We start from the raw sequence: 26,871 nt of genomic DNA on the forward strand, positions 1-26,871 counted from the left end.
GCCAGTCAGCATTGTGACAAAAGCCGTGACTTTCCGCCCGCGAAGTTGGCTGGTTCGCAGCCGCCTGGAGCGTCTGGCCTGAAATCAATCCCCGTTGATCGTCGCCGGCATCGCCATCGCGACACACGTCTTGCAGCGCTCACTCACACTGGAGCCGGCTTCGGTCGGCGACGGAAGAGATTCCGATCGCCAAGCCCTCGCCACGTGGATCATGCGCGCCGGTCGCCATTCCGCTCTCATCGATGGCAATCACGCCAGCCTGTCCCGCGAGCGGGCTCCGCGCTTCGATCGGAGATAGGACGTGGCCTCGAGCGGCCAGTTCCGCAAGCACTGTTTCACCCACGTCGCTTTCCAGCTTCAGGCTGTCGCGGCTATCGGAAAATGTCTTGCCGAGAAGAAAGCGCGGACCGGCCAGCGCTGCTGCCGGTTCCTCGTCAAAGTCGATCAGCCGGGTCAGCAGCATCGCCAGTGTCTGCGGCTGGCCGTCGGCGCCTTGCGTGCCATAAAGCAGGGCCGGCCTGCTGTTGCGCAGGCCGAGGCCGGGGTTCAACGTGTAGAAAGGACGCTTGCCGGGGGCGATGCCATTGACATGCTTGGGATCGGGCGAAAAGGCCGCCCCGCGGTTCTGCCAGAGAATACCCGTATCGCCGACAACCACGCCGCTGCCCCAGTCGAAATAAGTACTCTGCAAGACGCTGACGCTGCCGCCCACGGCATCCGTTACGGCAAAGAACACGGTGTCGCTGCTGCGAAAGGGCGCCGGCCATTCAAGCGCCCGCACGGGATCGATGGAGGCCGCCGCCTGCGCAAGGTGCTGCGTGCTTAGCCATTCCTCTACCGGCTGCGATGCGACATCGGGATCGGCAATGCTGTGGCGATCGAGAAAGGCGCGTTTGACAGCTTCGACGCAGAGATGCAGATGGTCTGCGCTGCCGGCCTTATGGGCGGCAATGTCAAAATGGGCGAGAATCCCCATAATCGCCAGTGTCGTGAGACCCTGTGTCGGCGGCGGCGGCGCAAGCAGCTCAAATCCCCGATAGGAAAGACTGACGGGCGCGACCTCGCGCGTTCGGGTCGCCTCAAGATCGTCACTGGTCAGTGGAGAGCCTACAGCCTGCAGCCCTGCCGCGATCTTTGCGGCCAGTTCGCCCTCGTAGAATGAACGTGGCCCATCGCGGGCAATCAGCGAAAGCGACCGCGCCAAATTCGCCTGCTGGAACAGGCTGCCTGTTTCCGGCGCCGCGCCATCCGCCATGAAAAGCGCCGCAAAACCCGGCCAGCCGGCCGCTTCCGCCCGCCGGAAGGCAAGCCAGAAGCTCTGCGAGCGCGTGATGGGAAACCCCTTTCCCGCGTGGCGGATCGCATCAACAAGCAAGACAGGAAAGTCGATCTTACCGCCCCAGTGCCGCGCGGAATAGTCATACGCGTGCCGCCACGCATCAACCGCGCAGGCCGAGGTCAACGCCGAAAGCGGTCCGCGTAGCGGAATTTTTCCGTCGAAATCCGGCAATTTCTGCGCCGCCTGGCCGATGCCGAGAAAACATGTCTTCCGCCCGCTGCGATCGGCAACAATCCAGACGGAATCGCCGCCAAGCCCGCAGAAATGCGGATAGACGACAGCGATCGTGCTGCCGATGGCGATCGCAGCTTCCAGCGCGTTGCCGCCGGCCCGCAGGATTGCCGCGCCCGCCTCGCTCGCCAGCGCATGCGGACTCGTCACCATGCCGCCACGTCCAGTTGCCTGCATCGTCGGATCCCGGTCTATCCCTGTCATCGCGCTCGAATTCCGCTGAGTCTATGGTCTGTAAAGCGCACGATAGGTCCGATAGCCCTCGTTATAAACCGCCGCATTGTCGGGATTGGGCACGATACTTTCACCCTGGCTGACAAAGGCGGTTACACCGGACCAGTCCTCGGTCAGTCCGGCGCCGATCGCCGCTGCCCAGGCGACGCCGAGGCAGGAGCCGGGATGGCCGGTCAGACCTTGTAGTGGCTGCTGCAGCACATCGGAAACGATCTGCATCCAGATCCGGCTCTGCGATCCCCCGTCGGAGACGATGAAACGTGTCGTCGGGTGACCGATGTCGTTCAGTACGTCGATATGATGACGCAGCGCATAGGCATAGGCTTCCAGCATCGCCCGCCAGAGATGGCCGATATGATGCGACAGCGTCAGTCCCTCGATCAGTCCGCGCGCGCCGGCGTCGTGAATCGGTGTCTTCTCGCCGAGGAAGTAAGGCAGGATTGTCAGCCCGTCCGCGCCGGGCGCGCATTGCGCGGCCAACCGGTCGAGATAGCGGTGCACGGATATTCCCTCCGCCTTTGCCGCGATCTCCTCGTATTTGGCGAAGGTGCCGATAAACCAGTTGAGCCCCGAGCCGCCGGTCGACATGCAGCCGTTCGGCATATAGAGCCCTGGAACCAGATGATAATCGAGAAACATACGGGGATCGGGCCGCACGACATCGGTCGCCGTCAGAATATCCACTGCACCCCCGAATTTCAGCAGCACGTCGCCGGCCTTATTGATCCCCGCGCCGAAAGCCGACGCGATCATGTCGGCTGCCCCGCCGATGACAGGCGTTCCAACTGCAAGCCCCGTCGCCTTGGCGGCTTCGTCGGTCACATGGCCAAGCACCTCATGCGATACCGCCTTCCCAGGAATGGCCTCCCGCAGAATTCTGGCAAGCCCGATGAGTTCGTCGTCGAGATTGCCGGTATTAATATCGACGAAGCCCGCTTCCAGCGCCCAGTTCTGTTCGATTGCCTGCACGCCGGTCAGCTTCCAGTTGATGAAATCATAGGACCCCATAACGGTGGCAATGCGCTCGAAGACCATCGGCTCGTGCCGGGCGATCCAGCGCAGTTTTGCCGTCACCAGTTGCTGGTTGATGCCGTTTCCCGCCCGGCGGAGAAAATCCGTCTCATCCCACTCTCCCTTAAGTTCCTCGACTTCTTCGCCGCAACGCCCGTCGCTCTGCTGGATGCTGGCCCTCAGCACTTGGCCGGCGTCGTCAAGCAGCACGACGGCCGGCAGCATGCCCGTCACGCCAACGGCCGAGATTTGTCCGGCCTCAATCCCACTCGTTACAATCAGTTCCCTGGTAACCTCACAGACATTCGCCCACCATTCCGCCGGGTCTTCCTCGGCCCAGCCATGCTGCGGTGAATGAAGCGTCGAAGGCCGTGAGGTGAGCCCGAGCACGCGGTTCGGCAACTCGATCAAGATGCCGATGGTGGAGGTGGTGCCGATATCGAGGCCGAGCGTGATGGACATGGCGGTTCCGTTGTTCAACGCAGCGTCTCGACAGTCTCCATGAAGCGCTTTACACGGTCGCTGTCGACCGGGTTCCACGTATTGCCGTCCACCTTGAAATGTGTGCCGATGATGACACCGCTGGCAACGCTCAATATGTCGCGCACATTGTCCTTGTTCACGCCGGTATTGGCAAAGACTGGGACATCCCTGACGGTCTCGCAGACACGTCTCAGGTCTGATTGATCGACTGCCTGTCCAGTCAGCGGCCCGGAAACCAAGATGGCATCGGCGAGCGACGAGAATACTGCGCTCTTCGCTCTGAGTTCAATCGGCCGCTGGTCCAGCGAATGGGCAAATTCGGCGTTGATGTTGAAGAGCATCTTCATGTCGTCGCGGCCGAGACTGCGCCGCAGCCGCGCCGCCTTGGCGCAATCGGGCTGCCAGATCCCCATGTCGGAGGCAAAGACGCCGGTGAAGATCTCGCGAACGAAGCTCGCGCCAGTCACCGCGCCGATCGCAACGCTTGCCGAGGGATCCCAGAGATAGTTGACGCCGAACGGTACGCTCAGGTGCGGCTTTACCCGCTCGACGATCGAGGTCATCGCCGCCAGTCCTTCCGGCGGCGCCTGGAAGACGTAGGGCCGGTCGTTCTCGTTGCCAAACATGATGGCGTCGACACCGCCCGCTTGCAGTTTCTCGACATCGGAAAGCACGTCGTCGACGAGCTTATTCAGCCCGCCGGCGACGTCATAGGCGGGCGAGCCGGGCAGGGCGCCGATATGCGCCATGGCGATGACCACTTTCTTCTTGACGCCGAAAAAGTCGAAGACCATGCGAAAACTCCCTGAAGCGCAATCGAGTGGACGGCATCCGCTGGAAGATCGGATGCGAAAGGGCAATCAAAGCAGTGGCTGCTCCTCGGGCGCGATGCGCACCTCGACGCCGGCAGTGGCGAGCGCATCGGCAAGGTCGGACGGCGGCATGGCATCGGTGATCAGCATGTCGAATTGCTGCAGCGGCGCGATATGCACCAGCGACATGCGCCTGAATTTGCTGGAATCGCAAAGCACCACCTTCTGTGTCGCGCGGCGCAGATAGACCCGTTTCATGTCGGTGTCTTCGAAGGAATAGTCGTAAATTCCCTGCGCCGTGATCCCGGACACGCCGACGAAGGCGATGTCGAACCAGAGTTCCTCGAATTGCAAGACGGCGGACTGGCTGCTGATCGCCATTTCCTCGCCACGCATGCGCCCGCCCGGCAGGTAGACCTCGCCAGAGCCGGCGCCGAGCTGCATCGCGTTGCGCACGCTGTTGGTGAAGATCTTCGTATGCGGCTGGTTGAGCAGCAGGCCGGAAAGCAGATAGGTCGTGGTGCCGACGTCGAGCGCCAGGGTTCGCGCGCCGGCAGCAACGCCTGCGGCTGCCATCGCGATGGTTCGCTTCGAGGCGGCATTGCGCGTCAGTCGGGATTCGAAAGTCGGTTCTTCGCGGTCGACAGCCTCGTTGGCGATCGGCTCGAAGGCCTTGCCGCTGCGCACTGCGCCGCCATGGGTGCGCACCAGCCTGCCGTCCTTCTCGAGCTCGATCAGGTCGCGGCGGACGGTCATTTCGGAAACGGCAAGCTGGGAGGCGACGTCGCTGACGGAGACCGCGCCTTTGCGCGCCAGTGTCTCCAGGATGCGCGCATGCCGCACCTGGGCCAGAACCTTCGGTTTTTCCGCTGCGGCGACCATCTGCTGTTCCGCGTCCATGATACCGTTCTGATCCTCCCGCCGTCGCAACCCGTGGCTACGAACTGATTGTTGCCCTCTATGTATCGAATGAGTCGAACAAATTCAAACATAAATTTCTCTTGTTGTGTATGATTTTGTTGATATATGATCGGGGATGTTTCCATTCGATGAGGGCGGGCATGCAGTCACCGAGCTTTCCAGAACTATCCGGCAAGCGTGCGATTGTAACCGGCGGAGCGACAGGGATAGGGCGCGCGATCGCGACCGCGCTCTCCCGCCAGTCGATCCAGGTGGCGATCTGCGACATCAACCTGGCTGCCGCCGAACAGACGGCGGCCGAGATCGGCAACGGCGCCACTGCCTATGCGATCGACGTTCGCAAGCGAGCCTCAGTCGAGGCGACCTTTTCCGAGGTTGTCGAGAGGACCGGCGGTTACGAGATCCTCTGCGCTAATGCCGGTGTCTCCACGATGCAGCATGCGCTGGAACTGACCGACGAGGAATGGGACTATAATTTCGACGTCAACATTCGCGGCATCTTCCTGACCAACCAGGTTGCCGCGCGCCGCTTTACGAGCATCGGTACCGGCGTCATCGTCAACACCGCCTCGCTCGCCGCAAAAATCGGCGCGCCGCTGCTGGCCCATTATTCCGCCAGCAAGTTCGCCGTGCTCGGCTGGACGCAGGCGCTCGCCCGCGAGCTGGCGGCTTCGGGCATCCGCGTCAATGCCGTCTGCCCCGGTTTCGTCAAGACTGGCATGCAGGAGCGCGAGATCGCCTGGGAGGCGACCCTGCGCGGCGTAACGCCCGAACGCGTCGTGGCAGATTATATCGCCCAGACGCCGCTCGGCCGGCTGGAAACGCCTGAAGATGTGGCCGATGTTGTCGTTTTCCTCTGCTCGAATTCGGCCCGCTTCATGACCGGGCAGGGCGTCAACGTCACCGGCGGCGTCTACACGACCTGACCCGTCCAGGAGCTGCAACAGGCCTCCCGTTCAGCAAGGAAAGAGCATGGCTGAAATCGTCTTCGACCAGATCAGCAAGAGCTATGGCGATGGTTATGCGGCGATCCGCAACCTGAACATGACCATCCGCGACGGCGAATTCCTGGTCCTGGTTGGCCCCTCCGGCTGCGGCAAGTCGACGGCGCTGCGCATGATCGCGGGCCTCGAGGAGATCACCGATGGCCGCCTGACGATCAACGGCGCCGTCGTCAACGATCTTGCCCCGCGCGACCGCGATATTGCCATGGTCTTCCAATCCTACGCGCTTTACCCGCATCTGACGGTGGCCGAGAATATCGGCTTCGGCCTTCGCGTTCGCGGCCTCGATAAGGCCGACATCGCCCGCAAGGTGCAGGAGACGGCGAAGCTCCTGGAGCTCGAGGACTATCTCGCCCGCAAGCCCGCCCAACTCTCCGGCGGCCAACGCCAGCGCGTCGCCATGGGCCGGGCGTTGGCCCGCAGCCCCCAGGCCTTCCTGATGGATGAGCCGCTTTCCAATCTCGATGCCCGCCTGCGCGGCCAAATGCGCGCAGAAATCGCCCGCATGCAGAAGATGTCGGGTATAACGACGGTCTATGTCACCCACGACCAGGTCGAAGCGATGACCATGGGTGATCGTGTCGCCGTCATGAGGAGCGGCGTCCTTCAGCAGCTCGGTACGCCGCGCAGCCTCTATGATCAGCCGGCCAATCTCTTCGTCGCAAGCTTCATGGGCTCGCCGGCGATGAACCTGCTGGCGGCCGATCTCTTCGTGACGGAAAACGGCCCCGAGGCCCGCTTCGGCCAGGCATCCATCCTTTTCTCGGGCGAGGTGCTTGCCGAGCGGCCGCGCATCGCCTCCGCCGCCGGACGTGCCGTCGTGCTCGGTATCCGCCCGGAAGCCTTCCGGCCGGTCGATGCAGGTGGATTGGCCGGGTCCGTCGCCTTCATTGAGGATCTCGGCGCCAACCTGCTCGTCCACGTCGATGTCGAAGCCGCCGACCGGTTGAAGTCGCTCTCGGCCGAAGAGGACGACGTGACACTCTCTGCCCCGCAGCTGCGCGTCATCGTTGACGGCACCAACCGGGTGAAGATCGGCGAGCGCCTGTCGCTTGCCGCCGATCCCGCCCGGATCCACGTCTTCGATGCCGCGACCGAAGCGGCGATCCGCGCTTGAGCGCAGCGTCTCTTTAGTGAATGCCTTTTGTCAGGCCCTGCACGAAATAACGATTGAGGAAGAGCACGATCAGCACGATCGGGATCGTCGAAAAATGCGCCAGCGCGCCGAGCGTGCCCCAGGTGATGTCCTTCGTTCCATAGGCTGAAAGCAGCGCCACCGAGATCGGCTTGGAATCGAGCCGGGTGAGAAACATCGGATAGAGGAAGTCGTTCCAGGAAAACATCAGGCAAAACAGTGTAGAGGCGACGACGCCTGAGCGCACCGCCGGCAGCGCCACGCGCCAGAAGGCGCCGAAGAGCGTACATCCATCTGTCAATGCCGCCTCTTCCAGCTCCTTCGGCAGGCTGCGGAAATAGGAAAACATCATCCAGGTGACGAAGGCCGAATTCAGCATTGCGTTGATGAGAACGACGGCAATCCAGCTGCCGAGCAGCCCGATATCGCGCATCATCAGATAGAAGGGGATCAGCGCCGCCACGGCCGGCACCATGCGGATCGCCATGAAGAAATAGGCAACTGCAATGGCATAGCGGCTGGTCGAGCGTGCCAGCGCATAGCCTGCCGGCACGCCGAGAAGCAGCGACAGGATGACGGAACCGCCGGCAATCAGCAGGCTCGACGAAACGAGGCTCCAGACATCGAACAGGCGGAAAACTGTCGCGAACTGTTCGAAGGTTGGTGTGAAGGTCAGTTTCGGCGGGATCGAGAAGATGTCGCGCGATGGTTTGTAAGCGGTCGATGCCAGCCACAGGAAGGGCAGCAGGAAAAAGGCGAGCATGACAAGGATGAAGCTGCGCTCGCCGATGCGGCTGAGAGTACGTGCGCTCATCGCCCGTTCGCCTTTCTGTCCGCCTTGCGGATCAACAGGATGAAGCCTGCAGCGATCACGGCGATGCAGATCAGCGTCAGATTTGATATCGCCGAGGCGCGGCCGATATTGAAGAATTCAAGCCCCTGCTTTACCGCATGCAGCATCAGCGTGTTGGTTGCATTGCCCGGCCCGCCGCCTGTCGTCACGTAGACGCTGTCGAAGATGCGGAAGGCATCGATGGTGCGCAGCGTCAGCGCCAGCAGGATCGAAGGCAGCATGAGCGGAATGACGATGATCCTCAGACGCTGCAACGCTGTCGCTCCATCCACTTCCGATGCCTCGAGAATATCGCCCGGCAATGCCTTCAGGCCGGCGAGCAGGATCAGCGCCACGAGTGGCGTCCATTCCCAGATGTCGACGAAGATAAGGGTTGCTAGCGCCGAGTTCGCATTGGCGAAAAGCCCACGCGGATTGGAAATCCCGAACTCAGCAAGATAGTAGCCGACAAGCCCGTAGTCGGCGAGCAACAGCGCCCGGAAGATCAGTCCGACCACAAGCGGCGTGATCGTTACTGGAATGAGGATCAGCGCCAGACAGATCCGGTTGAAGCGATCATCGCGCCAGAGCGCCAGCGCTATGGCAAAGCCGAGCAGCAATTCGACAGTCACAGCGCCGACCGTGAAGATGACAGTGTTGACGAAGGCCCCGCGCGTCACCGTGTCGGAGAGAAGATCGATATAATTGCCGAGGCCGACGAAATGCGTCCGCGCCGGCTTGAGCAAATTATATTCGTAGAGGCTGAACCAGATACCCTGCGCCAGCGGCCAGACGCCGATGACGAGCACGTAGATGACGGCCGGCAGTGTCATCAGGATGAAGAACAGCCGCCTGCGCTCCAGATAGGAAACGCTGAAGGCCGGGGTGGGCTTCAGCGCGGAAGTAAGGGATAGGGTCACGTCATGTCCATCAGGTTCCTGGTTCGATGCGCGCTACCGGGATCAAGCCCGGGGCTCACCCGATCATGAAGCCTGAGGCGCATCGGATCAATGGTCTGGAAATGGCGGGGCCGCGACGTAGGTTGCGGCCCCGGGGAGGAAACCGTTTTGTTCTCAGAAGAGCTTTGCGGCGGCTTCCTGAGCGGCATCGAGCGCCTTCTTAGGATCGGCATTGCCGACGAGCACGTCGTTGACGGCGGTGCCGAGCAGATCCTGAATCTCCGGATATTGCGGGATGCGCGGACGATATTCGCCGTCGCCATGCTCGAAGGTTTCGGCGATGACGGGCAGGAAGGGGAACTTATTCAGAAGATCAGGATCGGTCATCTCGCTCTTGCGCAGGAAGCTGCCGGCGCCCATCATGTTGAATTCCTTGTGCACCGGCGGGCTGACCAGCCACTTGATGAAAGCCCAGGCGGCTTCCTTCTGCGTGTCCTTGATGCCGGCGTTGATCGCCATGCCCCAACCGCCTATGCCGTAGAGCTTCGGCAGGCCGGCGCCGCGCGGCGCCGTCGTGATCGCTACCTTGTCGACGATCTTGGAAATCGACGGATCATAGTAGCCGGGCGCGCCGACCGACCATGTCTGCATGGTCGCGGCAATGCCCTGGCGGAAGCTTTCCTCGCGTCCGCCCCAGTCGTAATCAACGGCGCCGGGAGGTGCAGCCTTCATAAAGAGGTCCTTGTAGACGGTCAGGCTCTTGATATTGGCTTCGGAATTCAGCGCCGGCTTGCCATCCGAGCCGAGGATCGATCCGCCCATTTCGGTATTGTACTGCATCCAGTCCTGCGCGACCGCCGGGCCCTTCTGGCCGTTGGCGACGAAGCCGTAGGTCTTCTTGGCCGGATCGGTCAGCTTGTAGGCGGCCTCGACCAACTCTTCCATCGTCGTCGGCGCCTTCAGGCCGGCGGCGTCAAACAGATCCTTGCGATAGGCGAGCACGTTGGCATAACCGGCGAAGGGGAAAGCGACTTGCTTGTCGCCCCAATGGCCGAGCGCATTGAGAAGCGTCGGGTAGATGTCGTCGAGCTGCAGTTCGGCAGCATCGCGCTTCATCCAGTCGGTGAGGTCGACCGTATAGTTGTTCTCGGCATACTGGCCGGACCAGACGATATCCATGGTAACGAGATCGTAGCCGCCGGTGCCGCCGACGAAATCGGTCGTCGTCTTGGTGAGCAGCGAGCCATAGTCGAGAATGTCGACCTTGACGGTCGCGCCCGTCTCCTCGGTGAATTTCGGAGCAAGGGCCGCCAGGACCGCGGCAAACTGGTCGTTCTGCGAAGCAAGCGTGAGGGTGATGCCGCCATACTTCTTGTCGGCACCGATGGCTGAGCCGGCAAAAACGACCGAGACGAGGCCTACGATCGCCAATTTCTGTGTGAGACTGCTGAGCGATTTCATTTTTGCTCCCCTTATTTTGATTGGCCGGGGCACTATACATCAAACAAAATCGCACTCAAGCGCACTTGACAAAAAATTGTAAACATTAAAAATCACAAAATAAAACATATTCGCGCATGAATGTCCATATTTTATGCGCGTTGCTTAAAAAATAGCAGGGAGTGACGATTGCTTTACTGTCCTATCCACTGCGCACGAGCTGCCCATCGATGACGACTACGCCGGACGAGCGACTGAAAGAGCTGGAATGCCGCGCACATGATGAAATGGCGCGCATCGAAGCGCTCGGCGCAGACTGGCCGGCGCTCGCCGACGAGGACAGAGACGATTTCCATTCCATCGTCATCTGCGGTGCCGGCTTCTCCGGGCTGTCGATTGCTTTTGCTTTGAAGCGGCGCGGCATCCGCTCGGTGCATCTTATCGATCAGAGCGAGGAAGGTCGCGAAGGTCCGTGGGTGACCTGCGCCCGCATGCAGACGCTGCGGTCGCCGAAATATCTCTCAGGCCCGGATCTCGGCATCCCCAGCCTGACGTTGCGTTCCTGGTATGAAGCGCTGAACGGCACGGAGGCCTGGGAGGCGCTCGACAAGATCAGCCGCCAGGACTGGATGAACTATCTCGTCTGGTTTCGAAGGACTGTCGGTATCGACGTCGAAAACGGCACGATGCTTTCCTCGATAAATCCGGCGGGGGGCGAACTTGCTCTCACGCTGACAAAGGGTGACGGCACCAGCCGTATGATCACCTGCCGCCATCTGGTGATGGCGACCGGCATCGACGGCTGCGGCGGTCCGCGCATACCCGCGATGGTCAAGACGCTGCCGAAATCCACCTGGACGCATAGCAATGAGCCGATCCCGATCGATTTCCTCGAGGGTAGGGATGTCGCAATCCTTGGCGGCGGCACGTCGAGCTTCGACTGGGCGGTGGCGGCCCTGGAGACAGGAGCCAGAAAGGTGACCATGTTTGCGCGGAGCGCCGATCTGCCGCGCACGGAGGTTCTCGCCTGGACAAACTTCCCCGGCTTCCTCGGCCATTTCGCCGACCTGCCTGATCTGGAGCGCTGGCGCTTCGCCCACCTCTACTTCAATTTCAAGGTGCCGCCGACGCAGGAGCAGTATGACCGAGCCTGCCGCCACCCTGGCTTTACCTTGCAACTCGGCTGTGGCGTCGGCGAACTCTCGATGGACGGCGGCAAGATCAGGCTGACGACCGCAAATGACATCTTCCACGCCGATCACCTTCTGCTGGGCACCGGTTACGAGATTAATTTCGCGCTCAGGCCCGAGCTTGCCAGCCTTACCGAGGCCGCAGCACTTTGGAAGGACCGTTTCCAGCCGCCGCAGGGAGAAGAGAATACCATGCTTGCCGACCATCCCTATCTCGGTCCTGGTTTCGAACTTATGCCGAGACACGCTGAAGCCGGCTGGGTCTCGCGCATCCATATGTTCAATGCCGGCGCGCTGGCGAGCCTCGGCCCCATCAGCAATGGCGTCACTGGTCTCAAATACGGCGTGCCGCGCATCGTCGGTGCCCTGGTGAAAGCGCTGTTCATCGAGGACTCCAACCGGTATCTTGAAGCATTGGCCGCCTATGACGAACCGCATTTCGATCCTGGCATAGACGATGACGTCACGACATCAAGAGAGGTTTTGGCATGAGACAGGCCGCCGCCGTTCAATTTTCCGGACTGGAGACCATCCTTTCGCGCGCGCGCGAGGACAGTGTCGAATTTCCTTACCTCCTCGCCAACCATGTTCCAATGGTGCTGATCGCGCTTGATCGCCTCGGTGCCTCGCCGGAACGGCTGGATCAGTGGTACGAGCAGTATCGCGACAGCCACAAGCTTCAGCCGATGCCGCCGCCGGTTGCTCCGATTATCAGGGCAGCCTGGGCCGAGGCGCTTGGCGACCGCACCCGCGAGACGGATTACCGCGCCTTCTTCATCGGCGAAACCCACCGGCTCGGCATTGATGCCGTTATCCGAACCTACCTGCCTGCCATGGTGAACGGCCTTGCCGGCAGCGCCATGCATCCGCTGATGCGTCTTGCTTATGGTGTCCTCAAAAAGGACAACGAGGAGGTCGGCAACGCGCTTGGCTATTGGGCGGCCTGTTATCTGCCGCTTCCTCCCGCGACCGGCACCGCTCCCGATACGGACGATCCTGGAAGGGTGCTTGCCGATGTCAGCAATATCGAAGGCATCCGCGATTATGCGCCGGAAACGGATCTGCTCTGGCATAATATCCGCGCTGTCGCTGCCCTTCCGGGCTTCCGTCCTGTTATCGATCGCCTGGCTTTCGGCGCAGCTACGCCGCGCCGAATGGCCGCGACTTCGCTTGCGCTCTTCGCCGGAACCATGGATTTCTCCGCACTCCATTCCGTCACTGGCCTGCATTGGCTGCGCCTCGTCTCTCTGCACCTGGAAAATGCCGAGCCCTTTTACCGCGCTTTCTGGCAGGTGATTGCCTCGCTGGTGCCGAAGATCGGCTTTCCAGAACTTCCCACCGCCGAGGCGCTGGAAGAAATGCGCAGTCGAGAGGCGCCCGTCTGGGCAGAGATCAAACGCGCAGCGATCGCTTCGGACGACGAACACGATGTCAGCCTGGTTTTTTCCGCCTTGCAGGAGGAAGAGGTTTGGAAGGATCCCCTCTATCGCGTCGTTGCGGCGTGCAGGGTTGGGCTGATCGCATAGCGGATGATGGAAGGATTGATGACGCCGAGCCTCGTAATCGAAAATGCCAGGACCGAAGCCGGCGCGATCGTCTCGCTCATTCTGGCCAATGACCGGATCGCCGCGATCGGTCCGAATGCGGCGGCCGGCATCGACCCCGCGGTGCCGCGGTTTGATGCTGCCGGCGGCCTGCTTTGCCATCCTTTCGTTGACGGTCATATTCATCTCGACAAGACCCTGATCGGACTGCCTTTCATCCCGCATATCCCCGGCGATACCGTCGCCAAGCGCATCGAGGCGGAAAAATCCCTGCGGCGCACGGTGTCTTTATCGGTCGAAGCCCGCGGCGGCGCCCTGCTGGAGAGGCTCGCAGCCTATGGAACGCTCTCCGTGCGCAGCCACGTCGATATCGATACCGAAGTTGGCCTGAAGGGTCTGGAGGCCGTGCTCTCGCTGAAGCAGAGCCATGGTCATCTCGTCGATATCCAGACCGTTGCGTTCCCGCAATCCGGCGTGCTCCGCGATCCCGGCACCGCAGGGCTGCTCGATGCGGCGATCGCCGCCGGCGCTGATCTCGTCGGCGGCCTTGATCCTGCCGGCATCGATAACGACGTGACCGGCCATCTCGATGCGATCTTCGCCGTCGCCGGCAAATACGGCGTCGGGCTTGATATCCATCTACATGACGGCGGCGCGCTGGGCGCTTTCGAGCTGCGCCAGATCGCCGACCGCACAGTAGCGCTCGGTCTCGAAGGAAAAGTGGTCGTCAGCCACGCCTTCTGCCTCGGCGAGTTGGGGGATGCCGATTTCGGCCGCACCGCCGCAGTACTCGCCAGGTCGGGCGTAGCGATCATGACCAGCGCCCCAGGACCCGTGCCCATGCCGCCAGTCAAGCGGCTTGCCGCCGCCGGCGTCCGGTGCTTCTGTGCCAACGACAATATCCGCGACGCTTGGTCGCCCTTCGGCAATGGCGATATGCTGGAGCGTGTCGGCATTCTCTGCGATCGCCAGGATCTTCGTTCGGATGAGGATCTGGCAGCGGCCTTCCGCCTGGCAACCCAGGCGCCGGCCGAGATCCTCGGCCGCCCCGTCGGCTCCTTTCAGGCCGGCTCGCCCGCCGATTTTAACATCTTGCCTGCCGCGTCGCTGGCAGAGGCCGTCGCTGCCCGTCCTCTCGATCGTACCGTCTTCCGCGGGGGCGCCATCATCGCCCGTGGTGGCCGGCTGATCGTCTGATTTTTTCCGTCAATGCAGTGCGCATGGGAGAACCACCGATGAAGGGTCGTCTCTGGATTCAATCACCGCTCGCCATCATGGCCGAGGGCGCTGGGGGCGGCATCGTCGTCGAGAATGGCCGTATCGTTGAACTGGTCACGGCTGGACGGCAGCCCGCAGACTCCGTCGATGCGCGCTTCGACGCCGGCCGGCACGTCGTCATTCCGGGTCTCGTCAACGCCCATCATCATATGTTCCAGACCCTGACGCGCGCCCATCCGGCTGCGATCAACAAGTCGCTGTGGCCATGGATCCGCACGCTCTATCCGATCTGGGCAAAACACATGACGCCCGAAGCCTTCCGTCTTGCCGTCCGTCTCGCATTGACCGAGCTCCTGCTTTCCGGCTGCACCACCACCTCCGACCACCACTATCTCTACGCCGCCGGCCTCGAAGACGCGATGGATGTCGAGGCCGAGGAGGCAGCTCGCCTCGGCATGCGCATCACGCTGACGCGAGGCAGTCTCAACATCAAAGACCAGCAGGGTGTCATTTCGCCCGCCAATGTCGTGCAGGACGACGACGTGATCCTCGCCGACAGCGAGCGTGTGCTTCGGCGTTATCACGACCGCTTCGAAGGGGCGATGGTGCAGGTGGCGCTGGCACCCTGCGCGCCCTTCGACGTCACGCTGGAGCTGATGCGCGAAACAGCAGCACTGGCTGAACGCTATGATTGCCGGCTCCACACCCATCTGGTCGAGACCAAGACGGAAGCAGAATATTGCCGCAGCAAATTTGCTTGCACACCGGTGGAATATCTCGACCGTTGCAACTGGCTGAATGCCCGCACCTGGCTTGCCCACGGCATCCATTTCGATGATGCCGAGATCGCCGAGCTTGGCCGGCACGGCGTCGGCATCTGTCATTGCCCGACCTCGAACATGGTGCTTGCTTCTGGTATGTGCCGCACATGCGAGCTGGAAGCAGCAGGCGCGCCGGTCGGTCTCGGCGTCGACGGTTCGGCCTCCAACGATAATTCCAACCTGATGGAAAGCGTGCGCCATGCACTGATGCTGAACCGCCTCAGCTACGGCGCTGAAGCCGTCACCCATATCGACGCGCTTCGCTGGGGAACCGCTGGCTCGGCAAAGCTGCTTGGCCGCGATGATATCGGCAGCATCACGCTGGGCCGTCAGGCGGATCTGGCCTTTTACAGGCTCGACGACTTGCGTTTCTCTGGTGCCGGCGATCCGCTGGCCGCCCTGGTGCTCTGCGGCGCCACCACGGCCGACCGTGTCATGATCGCAGGCGAATGGCGCGTCGCCGACGGAATGCCTGCGGGTGTCGACATCGAGGCGCTGATAGCCGATCACAATCGCGTCGCCCGCAATTTTCTTCTGTCAGTCTGAGGAGGCTCCATGGCGATCGACTTTGTCATCCGCAACGCCCGACTGGCAGGCTTGACTGACCCGACCGACATCGCCTTCGAGGCGGGCCGCATCGCGGCGATCGCGCCTGGTTTCGTCTGCGATGCCCCGCATTATGATGCCGGGGAAAAATTTGCCTGTGCAGGTCTCATCGAAACCCATATCCACCTCGACAAGGCCGGGATCATCAGTCGCTGCAATCTCTGCACCGGGACACTCGCGGAAGCCATCAGCGAAACCTCCCGGGCCAAGGCGGCCTTCACCGAGGAAGACGTCTATGCCCGAGCTGCCGCGGTCGTCGAAAAGGCGATCCTCAACGGCACCATCCGCCTGCGCACCTTCGTCGAGATCGACCCACGCGCCGGGTTCCGCTCCTTCGAGGCGATCAGGCGTCTGAAGGCGGATTATGCCAGCCTCGTCGACATCGAAATCTGCGCCTTTGCCCAGGAGGGCCTGACGAACGATCCCGATACGGAAGAGATGCTGGAACAAGCGTTGAAGGCGGGCGCCGATCTGGTGGGAGGCTGCCCCTACACCGATCCCGAGCCGACCGAACACATCCGTCGCATCTTTGACATCGCCATGCGCCATGACGTCGCCGTTGATTTCCACCTCGATTTCGATCTCGACCCCGCAGGCTCTGATCTTCCGACCATTATCGTCGAGACCGTCGCGCGCCGATACCAGGGGCGCGTCTCGGTCGGCCACGTCACCAAGCTCTCGGCCCTGCCGCTGGAAGAGCTGGAGCCGATCGGCCGCCGTCTCGCCGAGAGCGGCATCGCGCTGACCGTCCTGCCGGCCACCGATCTCTTCTTGACCGGCCGCAATTCGACCTTTCTCATCCCTCGCGGCGTGACACCCGCTCATCGCCTGGCAGCACTCGGTGTCGTGACGACCATCTCCACCAATAATGTCCTCAATCCGTTCACGCCCTTCGGCGACGTCAACCTGATGCGCATGGCCAATCTCTACGCGAACATTGCCCAGATCGGCACCACCGATGGCCTCGACGGCGTCTTCGCCATGATCACGGCGCAGGCAGCCACCCTCCTGGGAATAAAGGGCTACGGCATTGCGATCGGTAGCGGGGCAGATGTCGTCCTCTTCGACGCTCGGTCGGCTGCCGATGCCGTTGCGACCATCGCGCCCGCGCTCATCGGTTGGAAAAAAGGCCGCCGGAGCTTCCTGCGACCGCGCCCTCGGCTTTTCGTGCACGAAGGCTAATTTCGTCGCTGGTCGGCCGCGTGGCGTGGCTTTCAGACGATTGTAGATATAAGTGAGATTGCGGTCAGTGATCGAGAGGGAAGATGGGACGAAGAGGTTTCGGACGGCGGAGAAGATCAACACGAAATGTTGCAATGAGCCAACCGACCATAAACCCTGTCGCGTTCGCTGCCGTTTTCTGAACGGCAGGTGAGAATTCTCCGCCCGGTTGTTCAAGCCTTTATGCGAGCGGTGTTCCACGTCCGGCATGAGCTGGCGTTTAGCCGCCCCGTTGGAGCGCAATTTGTCGGTGATCACACGCTTTGGCGGCGTGGCTTGCTTGTTCAGAAGTCGCGTCAGCAGGCACTTGGCCGCCTTGGTGTAACTTCGCGTCTGGACGATCTCATCGAGCACATATCCGTCCTGATCAACCGCTCTCCACATTTCTGACCGTTGATGCGCACAGGACTTCAATCGAACTGCCAAACGTTGCCGCAAAAGGGTTGCCGCAAAAGTCGCAGTTCCATAATGTTGATTATGCCAGATTTGCATGTATAACTAGCATTTTATATTTTAAGCAACCTATAGTAAAGAAGCGCCTTACCGCCTGGTCGACGTGGATGAATCCCACAAGATCCTCCGCCCAAGCACGGCGCCTTCCCGGATCTTCAGTGCCCGGACCCAGGCGTAACTCAGATATGCAGGGCGGTTCCCAAAGCTTTCAGCGCCGCCTCCATGACCGCTTCGCCGCGGGTCGGATGCGCGTGGATGGTACCGGCGATGTCTTCCAGGCGCGCACCCATCTCGATGGCCAGCGCAAAAGCTGCCGAGAGCTCGGAGACCCCGGCTCCCACCGCCTGCAGGCCGAGCACGAGATTGGTGTCGGCGCGGGCCACGACGCGCACGAAGCCCTCTTCGGATAGCATTGTCATCGCCCGCCCGTTGGCGCTGAACGGAAACTGGCCGGTGCGAATCTCATAACCTTGCGCCTTCGCTTCCGCCGGCGACAGGCCGGCGCTGACGATCTCCGGATCGGTGAAGCAGATGGCTGGGATGCATCGTTTGTCCCAGGCCCGCTTCTTCCCGGCGATGATTTCCGCCACCATCTCCCCTTGCGCCATGGCCCGATGGGCAAGCATCGGCTCGCCGGTCACATCGCCGATCGCATAGATGCCGCGCATCGACGTACGGCAGCGGTCGTCGATCCTCAAATAAGGGCCGGCACGGTCGAGATCGAGCTCTTCGAGACCGGATCCTGCGGTTCTTGGGCGGCGGCCGACGGTGACGAGGATGCGGTCCGCCGGCAGGGACTGTTGGCGGCCATCGGCCGTTTCGACGATCAACGCCTCGCCATTGTCGGCAAGGCCGATCGCCTTGGCACCTGTCAACACCCGGATACCGCCTTCGGTCAGCTTGCGCATGACGGGCCGCACCAGCTCGGCATCATATTGCGGCAGCACCTGTGGCGTCGCCTCGACGATCGTCACATCAGACCCCATCTTGGAAAAAGCCGTCCCGAGCTCCAGTCCGATGTAACCGCCGCCGACCACGGCGAGCTTTTTCGGCAGCTCCGTCAGCGACAGCGCCTCTGTCGAGGAAATGACGCGGCCGCCGAAAGGCAGGTTCGCAAGCTCCACCGGATCCGAACCGGTGGCGATCACCACCGTCTCGGCGCGGATGATCTGTTGGCCTATTTCCGTCTCCACCTCCACCGTCTTGCCGTCGCGGAAGTGGGCGCGGCCGTGGACGATCTTGACGCGAGCCTTCTGCAGCAGCCCCGAAACACCACCTGTGAGCCGGCCGACGATCCCGTCCTTCCAGGCAATCGTCCTGCCGAGATCGATCGAGGCGCCCTCGACGCGGATGCCCATCGGGTTCTTGCCGGCAAGCATCCTTTGCGTCGCATCGAATTCCTCCGCCGCATGGATCAACGCCTTGGAGGGAATGCAGCCGACGGTCAGGCAGGTGCCGCCCGGTTTGCCGGCCTCGACGATAACAGTATCGATGCCGAGCTGCCCGGCGCGAATGGCGCAGACATAACCGCCCGGACCGGCGCCGATGACGAGGAGCTTGCAGACGATCTCTTTCATGGATCTCAGCTTTCGATAAAAATGAGCGCCGGCGTTTCGAGCAGCGTGCGGATGCGCTGCACGAAGTTTGCCGCATCCCAGCCGTCGATGATGCGATGATCAAAGCTGGAGGAGAGGTTCATCATCTTGCGCGGCACGAATTGCGTGCCGTCCCAGACCGGTCGTGTGGCGATCTTGTTGACGCCGACGATCGCCACTTCGGGATGATTGATGATCGGTGTCGAGACGATGCCGCCGAGCGCGCCGAGCGAGCTGATGGTGATGGTGGAGCCGGAAAGCTCATCGCGTGTCGCGGTGCCCGAGCGCGCCGCTTCCGCCAGCCGGTTCATCTCCGTGGCGCAATCCCAGATGCCGCGGGCTTCCGCATGCCGGACCACCGGCACGGTCAGACCGGCGGGCGTCTGCGTGGCGATGCCGATGTGCACGGCACCATAGCGCGTGATGATGCCGGCATCGTCGTCGAAAGTGGCGTTGACGTCGGGCTGTTCGGAAATGGCCTTGACCAGCGCCCGCATCAGGAAGGGCAGAACCGTCAGCTTCGGATGATCAGGCTTGCGATCGCCGTTCATGGTGGCGCGCAACTCCTCAAGCGCGGACATATCCACTTCCTCCACATAGGTAATGTGGGGGATGCGCGAGGCGGAAAGCATCATCTTTTCGGCGATGCGGCGGCGCAGGCCGGTCAGCTTGATCTCCTCGGTCGCCGTCTTCTTGGCAAAGCCGTTCTTGACCGCAGCAGGAGCGGTTCCAGGAGTCAGGAATTGCTCGATATCCTCGCGCAGGATACGCCCCGCCGGTCCTGTCCCCTGCACCTGCCTGAGATCGACACCGCTTTCCCTGGCGAAGAGCCGCACGGAGGGAGCGGCAAGCGGCTTTTCCGCCGGCGTCGCCGCCGGCACTGGTACCGCCGCAGGCGCTGGCGCTGCCGGAGCAGGTCTTGCCATCTCGGCTCTGGGCGTTTCGGCAATCGGCGTCTGCGAGATCTGCATAGGCTGAGCCTCGCCGACATCTCCCGCCGTCTCGATCCGCACCAGCGGGGCCTTGACCGCGATGCGGTCTCCAACCTCGCCGGCAAGCCATATGACGATGCCATTGACGGGAGACGGAATTTCCACGGTGGCCTTGTCGGTCATGACGGCGGCGATCACCATGTCCTCGCGGACGGGATCTCCTGTCCTCACGTGCCACTCCACAATCTCGGCCTCGGCGACCCCCTCCCCGACATCGGGCATCTTGATGATGAATTCGCCCACGGCTCAAGCCTCCATGACTTCGGCAAGCGCCCGCCCGACACGGCCGGGACCGGGGAAATAGTCCCACTCCTGCGCATGCGGATAGGGCGTGTCCCAGCCGGCAACGCGCACGACCGGCGCTTCGAGATGATAGAAGCAATGCTCCTGCACCAGCGCCGCGACTTCGGCGCCGAAGCCGGACGTCAGGGTTGCCTCATGCACGACGACACAGCGACCCGTCTTCGAGACTGAGTTGACGATCGTGTCGAGATCGAGCGGCAGCAGGCTTCTAAGATCGATCACCTCGGCATCGATGCCGGCATCCTCGGCTGCGGCAAGCGCCACATGCACCATGGTGCCGTAGGCAACCACGGTCACCGCCGATCCCACGCGACGCACCTCGGCCTTGCCGATCGGGATGGTGTAGTGGCCGTCAGGCACCTCTCCGAGGTCGTGTTTCGACCAGGGCGTCACCGGCCGCTCGTGATGGCCATCGAAGGGGCCGTTATAGAGGCGCTTCGGCTCCAGGAACATGACAGGATCGGGATCCTCGATCGCCGCGATCAGCAGGCCTTTGGCGTCATAGGGATTGGACGGCACGATCACCTTCAGCCCGCAGACATGGGTAAAAAGCGCCTCCGGACTCTGGCTGTGCGTCTGGCCGCCGAAGATTCCGCCGCCGGTCGGCATGCGCACCACGATCGGGCAGGTGAAATCGCCGTTGGACCGGTAGCGGATGCGAGCCGCCTCCTGCGTCAGCTGGTCATAGGCCGGATACATGTAATCGGCGAACTGGATTTCGACACAGGGCTTCAGCCCGTAGGCGGCCATGCCAATCGCCGTGCCGACGATTCCGGATTCGCTGATCGGCGTATCGAAGCAGCGCGTTCTGCCGTATTTTGCCTGCAGGCCCTGCGTGCTACGAAAGACGCCGCCGAAATAGCCGACATCCTCGCCGAAAACGACGACATTGTCGTCCTTCGCCATTGAGACGTCCATGGCGCTGCGCACGGCCTCGATCATCGTCATTCTTGACATGTCAGTACCCCGCCTTCTGCCGCTGGCGGCGGATATGCGGCGGCATCTCGGCATAGACGCCCTCGAAAATGTCGCGCACCGAAGGCCTGCCGCCGGCATGCAGCGTGCCATGCGCCTCTGCCTGGCGCTGCGCCTCGATTACCTCGTCCATGATTTCGGCTTCGGCCTGCACATGCCGCTCCTCCGACCATGCACCCTTGACGATCAGATGTTTCTTCAGCCGCAGCACGGGATCGCCGAGCGGCCATGCCTCCGATTCCGTCTTGGGCCGATAGGCGCTCGGATCGTCGGAGGTCGAATGGGCGCCGACGCGATAGGTCACATATTCGATCAGCGTCGGGCCGAGATTGCGCCGCGCGCGATCCGCCGCCCAGCGGGCGACGGCATGGACGGCGAGATAGTCGTTTCCGTCGACACGCAGCGCCGGAATGCCGAAGCCAAGGCCGCGGGCAGCGAAGGTGCCGGAGCCGCCGCGGGCGATGCCCTGAAAAGTGGAGATCGCCCATTGATTGTTGACGATGTTGAGAATGACCGGCGCCTTGTAGGTCGAGGCGAAAACGAGCGCCGAGTGGAAATCCGATTCCGCCGTCGATCCGTCGCCGATCCAGGCCGCGGCAATGCGGCTGTCATTCTTGATCGCCGAGGCCATCGCCCAGCCGACGGCCTGCACATATTGGGTGGCGAGATTGCCCGAGATGGTGAAGAAGCCATGTTCCTTGGAGGAATACATGATCGGCAATTGCCGGCCGCGCAGGGGATCGCTCTCGTTCGAGTAGATCTGGTTCATCATCTCGACCATCGGATAGTCGTCGGCAATCAGCAGGCCTGCCTGGCGATAGGTCGGAAAATTCATGTCTCCCTTCTCGAGCGCCTTGCGAAAGGCGCAGCTGACGGCCTCTTCGCCGAGATGCTGCATATAGAAGGAGGTCTTGCCCTGCCGCTGCGCCATCAGCATGCGGGCGTCGAAGGCGCGCAGCTTCATCATGTTGCGAAGCCCGGTCAGCAACTGCTCATTGGAGAGCGACCCTGCCCAGGGACCGACCGCCTCGCCTTCGCGATTCAATACACGGATGATGGAATAGGCGAGGTCGCGGATATCTTCGGATGCGACATCCACCTCCGGCCGTGGCACCGAACCGGCCTTGGCAATCTTGACGTTGGAAAAATCGGGCTGACCGCCGGGGCGAACGGCGGGTTCGGGAACATGCAGGCTCAACCGAGCGGAATCCACCATGCTTTTTCTTTCCTCCCTTTGCCGGCCTTGCTCCTCTCCTCCAGAAGCAGGGCCGGATGTGGTTCTTATAGGTTGCGGGCGATCACCATGCGCTGCACGTCGCTCGTTCCTTCATAGATCTGGCAGATGCGCACATCGCGGTAGATGCGCTCAACCGGATAGTCAGCCATGTAGCCATAACCGCCATGGATCTGGATCGCATCGGAGCAGACGCGCTCGGCCATCTCGGAGGCAAAGAGCTTCGCCATCGAGGCTTCCGACATGCAGGGCAGCCCGGCCTCCCTGAGCGAGGCGGCATGAAAAACAAGTTGCCGGGCCGCCTCGATCCGCACCGCCATATCGGCAAGGCGGAAAGCAACGGCCTGATGCTCGACGATCGGCTTGCCGAAGGCCGTGCGCTCTTTGGCATAGTCGCGCGCGGCCTCAAAGGCCGCCCGCGCCATGCCGACAGCCTGCGCCGCGATGCCGATCCGTCCCCCCTCGAGATTGGCGAGTGCGATGCGATAGCCCTCGCCTTCCGCGCCAAGCCTGAGTTCTGCCGGAATGCGCATGCTGTTGAAGGCGATCTGGCAGGTATCGGAGGAATGCAGTCCAAGTTTTTCCTCGACGCGGATCACCTCGTAGCCCGGCGTATCCGTCGGCACGATGAAGGCGGTGATGCCCTTCTTGCCGACATCGGGATCGGTAACGGCAAAGACGATAATGACATCGCCGTTCTTGCCCGAGGTGATGAATTGCTTGGAGCCGTCGATCACGTAGTGGTCGCCGTTACGCCGCGCCCGGGTCTTCAGGTTCGAGGCATCGGAACCGGCCTGCGGCTCGGTCAGCGCAAAGCCGCCAATCCATTCTCCGCTTGCCAGTTTCGGCAGGAAGCGCTGCCGCTGCTCCTCGGTACCGAATTTCAGGATCGGCACACAGCCGACGGAGCTATGCACGCTCATGATCGTCGAACACGTCCCGTCACCCGCGGCAATTTCCTCCAGCGCCGCGGCATAGGCGACCACGCCGGTATCCGATCCCCCATAGGCTTCCGGCACCAGCATGCCGAGCAGCCCGAGTTCACCCATCTCCTTCAGTTCCTCGCGCGGGAAGAGATGCTCCCGGTCGCGTTTGGCCGCCCCCGGCGCCAGCCGGTCGCGGGCAAAGTCGCGGGCGAGATCTGAGATCTGCTGCTGGAGGTCGGAAAGGATCATCTGTTCTCTCCCTCTCCTATTGCCGTTCGATGGCAACGGCGGTCGCCTCGCCGCCGCCGATGCAGAGCGCGGCCATGCCGCGCTTCAGGGCGTAGCGCTCCAGTGCTGCAAGCAGCGTCACCAGAATCCGGGCTCCCGAGGCGCCGATCGGATGGCCGAGCGCGCAGGCACCGCCATGCACATTCACTTTTTCATGCGGCAGGTTGAGATCGCGCATCGCCGCCATGGCGACGACGGCGAAAGCCTCGTTGATTTCGAACAGATCGACCTCCGACAGCGGCAAGCCGGTGCGATCGGACAGTTTCTGCAGTGCGCCGATCGGTGCAGTGGCAAAAAGATTGGGCGCCTGCGAATGCGTGGCATGGCCAAGAATAGTGGCGAGCGGCTTGAGGCCACGACGCTCCGCCTCGGAGCGACGCATCAGCACCAGGGCTGCCGCGCCATCGGAGATCGAGCTGGAATTGGCGGCCGTCACCGTGCCGCCGTCGCGGAAGGCGGGCTTCAGCGTCGGGATCTTGTCGAGCTTCGCCTTGCCGGGCTGTTCGTCCCGGCTCGCCACCTGCTCGGCTTTACCCGATTTTACCGTGACCGGCACGATTTCGCTTTCGAAACAGCCTTCCGCAATCGCCTTCTGCGCCCGCGTCAGCGAGGCGATGGCGTAATTATCCTGCGCCTCACGTGTGAACTGATAGGCCTCGGCGCAATCCTCCGCGAAGCTGCCCATCAAGCGCCCCTTGTCATAAGCATCCTCCAGCCCGTCGAGGAACATGTGATCCACGACACGCCCATGGCCGAGCCTGTAGCCGCCACGGGCCTTGTCAAGGAGATAGGGCGCATTCGTCATGCTTTCCATGCCGCCTGCAATCGCCACTGAGGCGCTGCCGGCGGCAATCAGGTCATGCGCCATCATCACCGCCTTCATGCCTGAGCCGCACATCTTGTTGACGGTGCTCGCCGCAGTCGCAAACGGCAGACCGGCATGGATCGCCGCCTGGCGCGCCGGCGCCTGCCCCTGCCCGGCCGGCAGCACGCAGCCGAAGACGACCTCCTCGATCGCATCGGCCTCAACGCGGCTGCGCTGCAGCGCCGCGCGGATCGCCGTTGCTCCCAGTTCCGGCGCTGTCGCCTCCTTCAGCTCTCCCTGAAAGCTGCCGATCGGGGTGCGCGCCGCACCAACGATGACGATGGGATCCTGCAAAACCATCTTTCCTCCTTCGGGCGTAGCGCTCACCGCGCGCCCATCCGCAATGCGCCGTCGAGGCGGATGACCTCGCCGTTCAGCATGTTGTTTTCCAAGATATGGCGTACCAGCCCGGCAAATTCCGCCGGCCGACCGAGCCGCGGTGGAAAGGGCACGCTCTTGCCGAGCGCCGCCTGAACCTCGGCCGGCATATCAGCCATCATCGGTGTCTCGAAGATGCCGGGTGCGATCGACACCACGCGAATGCCGTGACGAGCAAGTTCGCGGGCGATCGGCAAGGTCATCGCCGCCACCCCGCCCTTGGAGGCGGCGTAAGCTGCCTGACCGATCTGGCCGTCGAAAGCGGCGACCGAGGCCGTATTGACGATGACGCCGCGTTCGCCTTCAGCATCCGGCTCGGTAGTCTGGATCGCTGCGGCTGCCAGCCGGATCATGTTGAATGTGCCGATGAGATTGATGCTCACCGTGCGGGCAAAACTCTCCAGCCGATGCGGTCCGTCGCGGCCGATCACCTTTTCGGCCGGTGCGACGCCTGCGCAATTCACCAATCCGCGCAAGTCGCCGAAGGCTTCGACGGCAGCGGCAACCGCCACCGCCCCTTCCTCGCCATCGGTCACGTCGACCTTGACGAAACGGGCATCGCTTCCGAATTCCCGGGCGATTTCCTGACCGGCTTCCGCGTTGAGATCGGCGATTGTCACCCGTCCACCCGCCTCCACAAGCATGCGCACTGTTGCCGCGCCGAGGCCGGAGCCGCCGCCGGTCACGATGAAACTTGCACCTCGGATCAGCATGGACCTGTTCCTCCTGCCGGCCGCGCCTCCTCCAGGCTCAGCCGAATGACAGGATTCTATTCCGTCGGCCTATTGCAAGCGATGACAGAACTGCTCCATTATTTCGGACAGTTTTGCCATAGAGAGGGCGCGATGGCCGAAATCGAGCGACGCATGATTGCACCGGCCTTTGTCGAGGAGGCTCTCGACAGCCTGCGGCGGCTGGACAAGCCGACAGAGCCTATTCTTGCGCGTGTGGGACTGCCGCCGCTGGTCGATCAACCGGTGTCGGCCGAGACCTATGGCGCGCTCTGGCTGGCAATCGCCGCCGAGCTCGACGACGAATTCTTCGGTATGGGCGGCCGACCGATGCGCGGCGGCAGCTTCACGCTGCTCTGCCACTCTGTGCTGCATGCGCCAACGCTAGGCCACGCCCTGCGCCGAGCGCTGCGTTTCCTCGATGTCGTGCTCGACGATCCCAGGGGACGGCTCGTCATCCGCGACGGCCTGGCCGAGGTCGAGCTCACGGATGCCGGCGGCCCGCGTTCAGCCTTCGCCTATCGCACCTATTGGATCATCCTGCACGGCATCACCTGCTGGCTGGTCGGCCGGCGCATTCCGATCCGGCTCGTCGATTTCCGCTGCGCGGAGCCCAAACAAGGCGCCGACTATCGGCTCTTCTTCGGCGCGCCAGTGCGTTTCTCGCAAACCATCAGCCGGCTCGGCTTCGACAGCGCCTTGCTCGACCTGCCGGTGGCGCGCAGCGAACAGGCGCTCAAACAGTTCCTGCGCGGCGCGCCCGCCAATATTCTGGTGCGCTATCGCTATGATGCCGGTATCGCCGCCGCCGTCCGCCGGCGCCTGAATCTGGCCACGCCGGCTGCCTGGTCGCGCTTTACCGAGCTTGCCGCCGATATGCGAATGCCGCCCTCCACGCTCCGCCACCGTCTGCACGACGAGGGACAAAGCTATGCCGCCATCAAGGACGACATCCGCCGGGATCTCGCCGTCGAACTGCTGCTGAACACGTCGATGTCCATCGGTGAGATTGCCGTGCAGCTCGGCTATTCCGAGCCGAGCGCCTTCTTCCGGGCCTTCCGGAAATGGATGGGCAAGAGCCCCGAGGTCTTTCGCCGGGAGGACGCTCTCTCGCAATTGGTTGAGCCATTGCAATCAAGGACACTTTGACCCGGCCGCAACCCGCGCTACATATTTCAGCGGGAGGAGTG

22 protein-coding genes and 1 pseudogene are annotated in these 26,871 nt (G+C 62.5%); 8 read left to right on the top strand and 15 right to left on the bottom strand.

The genetic code is table 11. The features are described from left to right. Nucleotides 1–139: 139 nt before the first annotated feature. The 4 genes from ACD590_RS34285 to ACD590_RS34300 all read right to left on the bottom strand — a co-directional run bounded on the left by ACD590_RS34285 (nt 140) and on the right by ACD590_RS34300 (nt 5,010). On the bottom strand, nt 140–1,723 hold the full coding sequence (locus tag ACD590_RS34285) for a gamma-glutamyltransferase family protein (protein ID WP_130654232.1): 1,584 nt from the start codon (nt 1,721–1,723) through the stop codon (nt 140–142). A gap of 72 nt (nt 1,724–1,795) precedes the next feature. Then, complete coding sequence (locus ACD590_RS34290) at nt 1,796–3,277, bottom strand: FGGY-family carbohydrate kinase (protein WP_439004321.1); 1,482 nt, start codon at nt 3,275–3,277, stop codon at nt 1,796–1,798. 14 nt (nt 3,278–3,291) lie between these two features. Continuing rightward, complete coding sequence (locus ACD590_RS34295; protein ID WP_168278287.1) at nt 3,292–4,092, bottom strand: BtpA/SgcQ family protein; 801 nt, start codon at nt 4,090–4,092, stop codon at nt 3,292–3,294. Nucleotides 4,093–4,158: 66 nt separating this feature from the next. Beyond that, nucleotides 4,159–5,010 (bottom strand): DeoR/GlpR family DNA-binding transcription regulator, encoded by an 852-nt coding sequence (locus ACD590_RS34300; RefSeq protein ID WP_018246776.1) that lies wholly within the window; start codon nt 5,008–5,010, stop codon nt 4,159–4,161. Between the two features lie 161 nt (nt 5,011–5,171). On the opposite strand from ACD590_RS34300, the gene ACD590_RS34305 reads away from it, so the two are divergent. After that, nucleotides 5,172–5,957 (top strand): SDR family NAD(P)-dependent oxidoreductase, encoded by a 786-nt coding sequence (locus ACD590_RS34305; RefSeq protein ID WP_028732368.1) that lies wholly within the window; start codon nt 5,172–5,174, stop codon nt 5,955–5,957. A gap of 46 nt (nt 5,958–6,003) precedes the next feature. Further along, nucleotides 6,004–7,152, top strand: a complete 1,149-nt coding sequence (locus ACD590_RS34310; protein ID WP_018246775.1) for an ABC transporter ATP-binding protein — start codon at nt 6,004–6,006, stop codon at nt 7,150–7,152. 13 nt (nt 7,153–7,165) lie between these two features. On the opposite strand, the gene ACD590_RS34315 is transcribed toward ACD590_RS34310, so the two are convergent. The 3 genes from ACD590_RS34315 to ACD590_RS34325 form a co-directional block, all read right to left on the bottom strand. After that, nucleotides 7,166–7,984 (bottom strand): carbohydrate ABC transporter permease, encoded by an 819-nt coding sequence (locus ACD590_RS34315; RefSeq protein ID WP_018246774.1) that lies wholly within the window; start codon nt 7,982–7,984, stop codon nt 7,166–7,168. Continuing rightward, on the bottom strand, nt 7,981–8,922 hold the full coding sequence (locus ACD590_RS34320) for a carbohydrate ABC transporter permease (RefSeq protein WP_018246773.1): 942 nt from the start codon (nt 8,920–8,922) through the stop codon (nt 7,981–7,983). The genes ACD590_RS34315 and ACD590_RS34320 overlap by 4 nt, the downstream gene beginning before the upstream one ends. Before the next feature lie 153 nt (nt 8,923–9,075). Then, nucleotides 9,076–10,362: an ABC transporter substrate-binding protein gene (locus ACD590_RS34325; protein WP_018517719.1), complete on the bottom strand. Its 1,287-nt coding sequence runs from the start codon at nt 10,360–10,362 to the stop codon at nt 9,076–9,078. 209 nt (nt 10,363–10,571) lie between these two features. Here ACD590_RS34325 and ACD590_RS34330 point away from each other — a divergent pair, with 209 nt between their 5' ends. The 5 genes from ACD590_RS34330 to ACD590_RS34350 are packed head-to-tail and all read left to right on the top strand — an operon-like array spanning nt 10,572 to nt 16,902. Further along, on the top strand, nt 10,572–12,023 hold the full coding sequence (locus tag ACD590_RS34330) for an NAD(P)-binding domain-containing protein (protein ID WP_439004322.1): 1,452 nt from the start codon (nt 10,572–10,574) through the stop codon (nt 12,021–12,023). Further along, nucleotides 12,020–13,057: a questin oxidase family protein gene (locus ACD590_RS34335; protein ID WP_439004323.1), complete on the top strand. Its 1,038-nt coding sequence runs from the start codon at nt 12,020–12,022 to the stop codon at nt 13,055–13,057. The genes ACD590_RS34330 and ACD590_RS34335 overlap by 4 nt, the downstream gene beginning before the upstream one ends. Before the next feature lie 18 nt (nt 13,058–13,075). After that, entirely contained in the window at nt 13,076–14,272 is a 1,197-nt protein-coding gene (locus ACD590_RS34340) for an amidohydrolase (RefSeq protein ID WP_047620471.1), read from the top strand. Nucleotides 14,273–14,310: 38 nt separating this feature from the next. Further along, nucleotides 14,311–15,660, top strand: coding sequence for an 8-oxoguanine deaminase (locus ACD590_RS34345; protein WP_439004324.1), 1,350 nt, complete (start codon nt 14,311–14,313; stop codon nt 15,658–15,660). Nucleotides 15,661–15,669: 9 nt separating this feature from the next. Continuing rightward, entirely contained in the window at nt 15,670–16,902 is a 1,233-nt protein-coding gene (locus tag ACD590_RS34350; RefSeq protein ID WP_439004325.1) for an amidohydrolase family protein, read from the top strand. An 84-nt stretch (nt 16,903–16,986) separates the two neighbouring features. Here the strand turns inward: ACD590_RS34350 and ACD590_RS34355 are convergent. From ACD590_RS34355 to ACD590_RS34390, 8 genes and pseudogenes are all read right to left on the bottom strand, one after another. After that, nucleotides 16,987–17,325, bottom strand: a pseudogene (locus ACD590_RS34355) (DDE-type integrase/transposase/recombinase); the annotation flags it as partial. A 248-nt stretch (nt 17,326–17,573) separates the two neighbouring features. Beyond that, complete coding sequence (gene lpdA / locus ACD590_RS34360) at nt 17,574–18,971, bottom strand: dihydrolipoyl dehydrogenase (RefSeq protein WP_439004326.1); 1,398 nt, start codon at nt 18,969–18,971, stop codon at nt 17,574–17,576. 5 nt (nt 18,972–18,976) lie between these two features. Continuing rightward, nucleotides 18,977–20,224 (bottom strand): dihydrolipoamide acetyltransferase family protein, encoded by a 1,248-nt coding sequence (locus ACD590_RS34365; RefSeq protein ID WP_439004327.1) that lies wholly within the window; start codon nt 20,222–20,224, stop codon nt 18,977–18,979. A gap of 3 nt (nt 20,225–20,227) precedes the next feature. Then, nucleotides 20,228–21,241, bottom strand: a complete 1,014-nt coding sequence (locus ACD590_RS34370; RefSeq protein WP_065277330.1) for an alpha-ketoacid dehydrogenase subunit beta — start codon at nt 21,239–21,241, stop codon at nt 20,228–20,230. A 1-nt stretch (nt 21,242) separates the two neighbouring features. Continuing rightward, complete coding sequence (locus tag ACD590_RS34375) at nt 21,243–22,475, bottom strand: 3-methyl-2-oxobutanoate dehydrogenase (2-methylpropanoyl-transferring) subunit alpha (RefSeq protein ID WP_168299744.1); 1,233 nt, start codon at nt 22,473–22,475, stop codon at nt 21,243–21,245. Between the two features lie 65 nt (nt 22,476–22,540). After that, on the bottom strand, nt 22,541–23,668 hold the full coding sequence (locus ACD590_RS34380; RefSeq protein ID WP_439004328.1) for an acyl-CoA dehydrogenase family protein: 1,128 nt from the start codon (nt 23,666–23,668) through the stop codon (nt 22,541–22,543). Nucleotides 23,669–23,684: 16 nt separating this feature from the next. Continuing rightward, on the bottom strand, nt 23,685–24,872 hold the full coding sequence (locus ACD590_RS34385; RefSeq protein WP_439004329.1) for an acetyl-CoA C-acyltransferase: 1,188 nt from the start codon (nt 24,870–24,872) through the stop codon (nt 23,685–23,687). A 23-nt stretch (nt 24,873–24,895) separates the two neighbouring features. Then, complete coding sequence (locus tag ACD590_RS34390; RefSeq protein ID WP_439004330.1) at nt 24,896–25,663, bottom strand: 3-hydroxyacyl-CoA dehydrogenase; 768 nt, start codon at nt 25,661–25,663, stop codon at nt 24,896–24,898. 81 nt (nt 25,664–25,744) lie between these two features. On the opposite strand from ACD590_RS34390, the gene ACD590_RS34395 reads away from it, so the two are divergent. Further along, nucleotides 25,745–26,830 carry an AraC family transcriptional regulator gene (locus ACD590_RS34395; RefSeq protein ID WP_439004403.1) on the top strand — a complete coding sequence of 362 codons (1,086 nt, stop codon included), beginning with the start codon at nt 25,745–25,747 and terminating at the stop codon, nt 26,828–26,830. The last annotated feature ends 41 nt before the right edge of the window (nt 26,831–26,871 follow it).

It is taken from the genome of Rhizobium sp. 862_C5_N1_2, assembly GCF_051811205.1.
In the GTDB taxonomy this organism is placed as follows: Bacteria; Pseudomonadota; Alphaproteobacteria; order Rhizobiales; family Rhizobiaceae; genus Rhizobium; species Rhizobium leguminosarum.

Bases quoted from the DNA above. Each gene is read 5' to 3' on its own strand.
- ACD590_RS34285 (WP_130654232.1), bottom strand. From the start codon at position 1,723: ATGGTGACGAGTCCGCATGCGCTGGCGAGCGAGGCGGGCGCGGCAATC.
- ACD590_RS34290 (WP_439004321.1), bottom strand. From the start codon at position 3,277: ATGTCCATCACGCTCGGCCTCGATATCGGCACCACCTCCACCATCGGC.
- ACD590_RS34295 (WP_168278287.1), bottom strand. From the start codon at position 4,092: ATGGTCTTCGACTTTTTCGGCGTCAAGAAGAAAGTGGTCATCGCCATG.
- ACD590_RS34300 (WP_018246776.1), bottom strand. From the start codon at position 5,010: ATGGACGCGGAACAGCAGATGGTCGCCGCAGCGGAAAAACCGAAGGTT.
- ACD590_RS34305 (WP_028732368.1), top strand. From the start codon at position 5,172: ATGCAGTCACCGAGCTTTCCAGAACTATCCGGCAAGCGTGCGATTGTA.
- ACD590_RS34310 (WP_018246775.1), top strand. From the start codon at position 6,004: ATGGCTGAAATCGTCTTCGACCAGATCAGCAAGAGCTATGGCGATGGT.
- ACD590_RS34315 (WP_018246774.1), bottom strand. From the start codon at position 7,984: ATGAGCGCACGTACTCTCAGCCGCATCGGCGAGCGCAGCTTCATCCTT.
- ACD590_RS34325 (WP_018517719.1), bottom strand. From the start codon at position 10,362: ATGAAATCGCTCAGCAGTCTCACACAGAAATTGGCGATCGTAGGCCTC.
- ACD590_RS34330 (WP_439004322.1), top strand. From the start codon at position 10,572: ATGACGACTACGCCGGACGAGCGACTGAAAGAGCTGGAATGCCGCGCA.
- ACD590_RS34335 (WP_439004323.1), top strand. From the start codon at position 12,020: ATGAGACAGGCCGCCGCCGTTCAATTTTCCGGACTGGAGACCATCCTT.
- ACD590_RS34340 (WP_047620471.1), top strand. From the start codon at position 13,076: ATGACGCCGAGCCTCGTAATCGAAAATGCCAGGACCGAAGCCGGCGCG.
- ACD590_RS34345 (WP_439004324.1), top strand. From the start codon at position 14,311: ATGAAGGGTCGTCTCTGGATTCAATCACCGCTCGCCATCATGGCCGAG.
- ACD590_RS34350 (WP_439004325.1), top strand. From the start codon at position 15,670: ATGGCGATCGACTTTGTCATCCGCAACGCCCGACTGGCAGGCTTGACT.
- lpdA (WP_439004326.1), bottom strand. From the start codon at position 18,971: ATGAAAGAGATCGTCTGCAAGCTCCTCGTCATCGGCGCCGGTCCGGGC.
- ACD590_RS34370 (WP_065277330.1), bottom strand. From the start codon at position 21,241: ATGTCAAGAATGACGATGATCGAGGCCGTGCGCAGCGCCATGGACGTC.
- ACD590_RS34375 (WP_168299744.1), bottom strand. From the start codon at position 22,475: ATGGTGGATTCCGCTCGGTTGAGCCTGCATGTTCCCGAACCCGCCGTT.
- ACD590_RS34380 (WP_439004328.1), bottom strand. From the start codon at position 23,668: ATGATCCTTTCCGACCTCCAGCAGCAGATCTCAGATCTCGCCCGCGAC.
- ACD590_RS34385 (WP_439004329.1), bottom strand. From the start codon at position 24,872: ATGGTTTTGCAGGATCCCATCGTCATCGTTGGTGCGGCGCGCACCCCG.
- ACD590_RS34390 (WP_439004330.1), bottom strand. From the start codon at position 25,663: ATGCTGATCCGAGGTGCAAGTTTCATCGTGACCGGCGGCGGCTCCGGC.
- ACD590_RS34395 (WP_439004403.1), top strand. From the start codon at position 25,745: ATGACAGAACTGCTCCATTATTTCGGACAGTTTTGCCATAGAGAGGGC.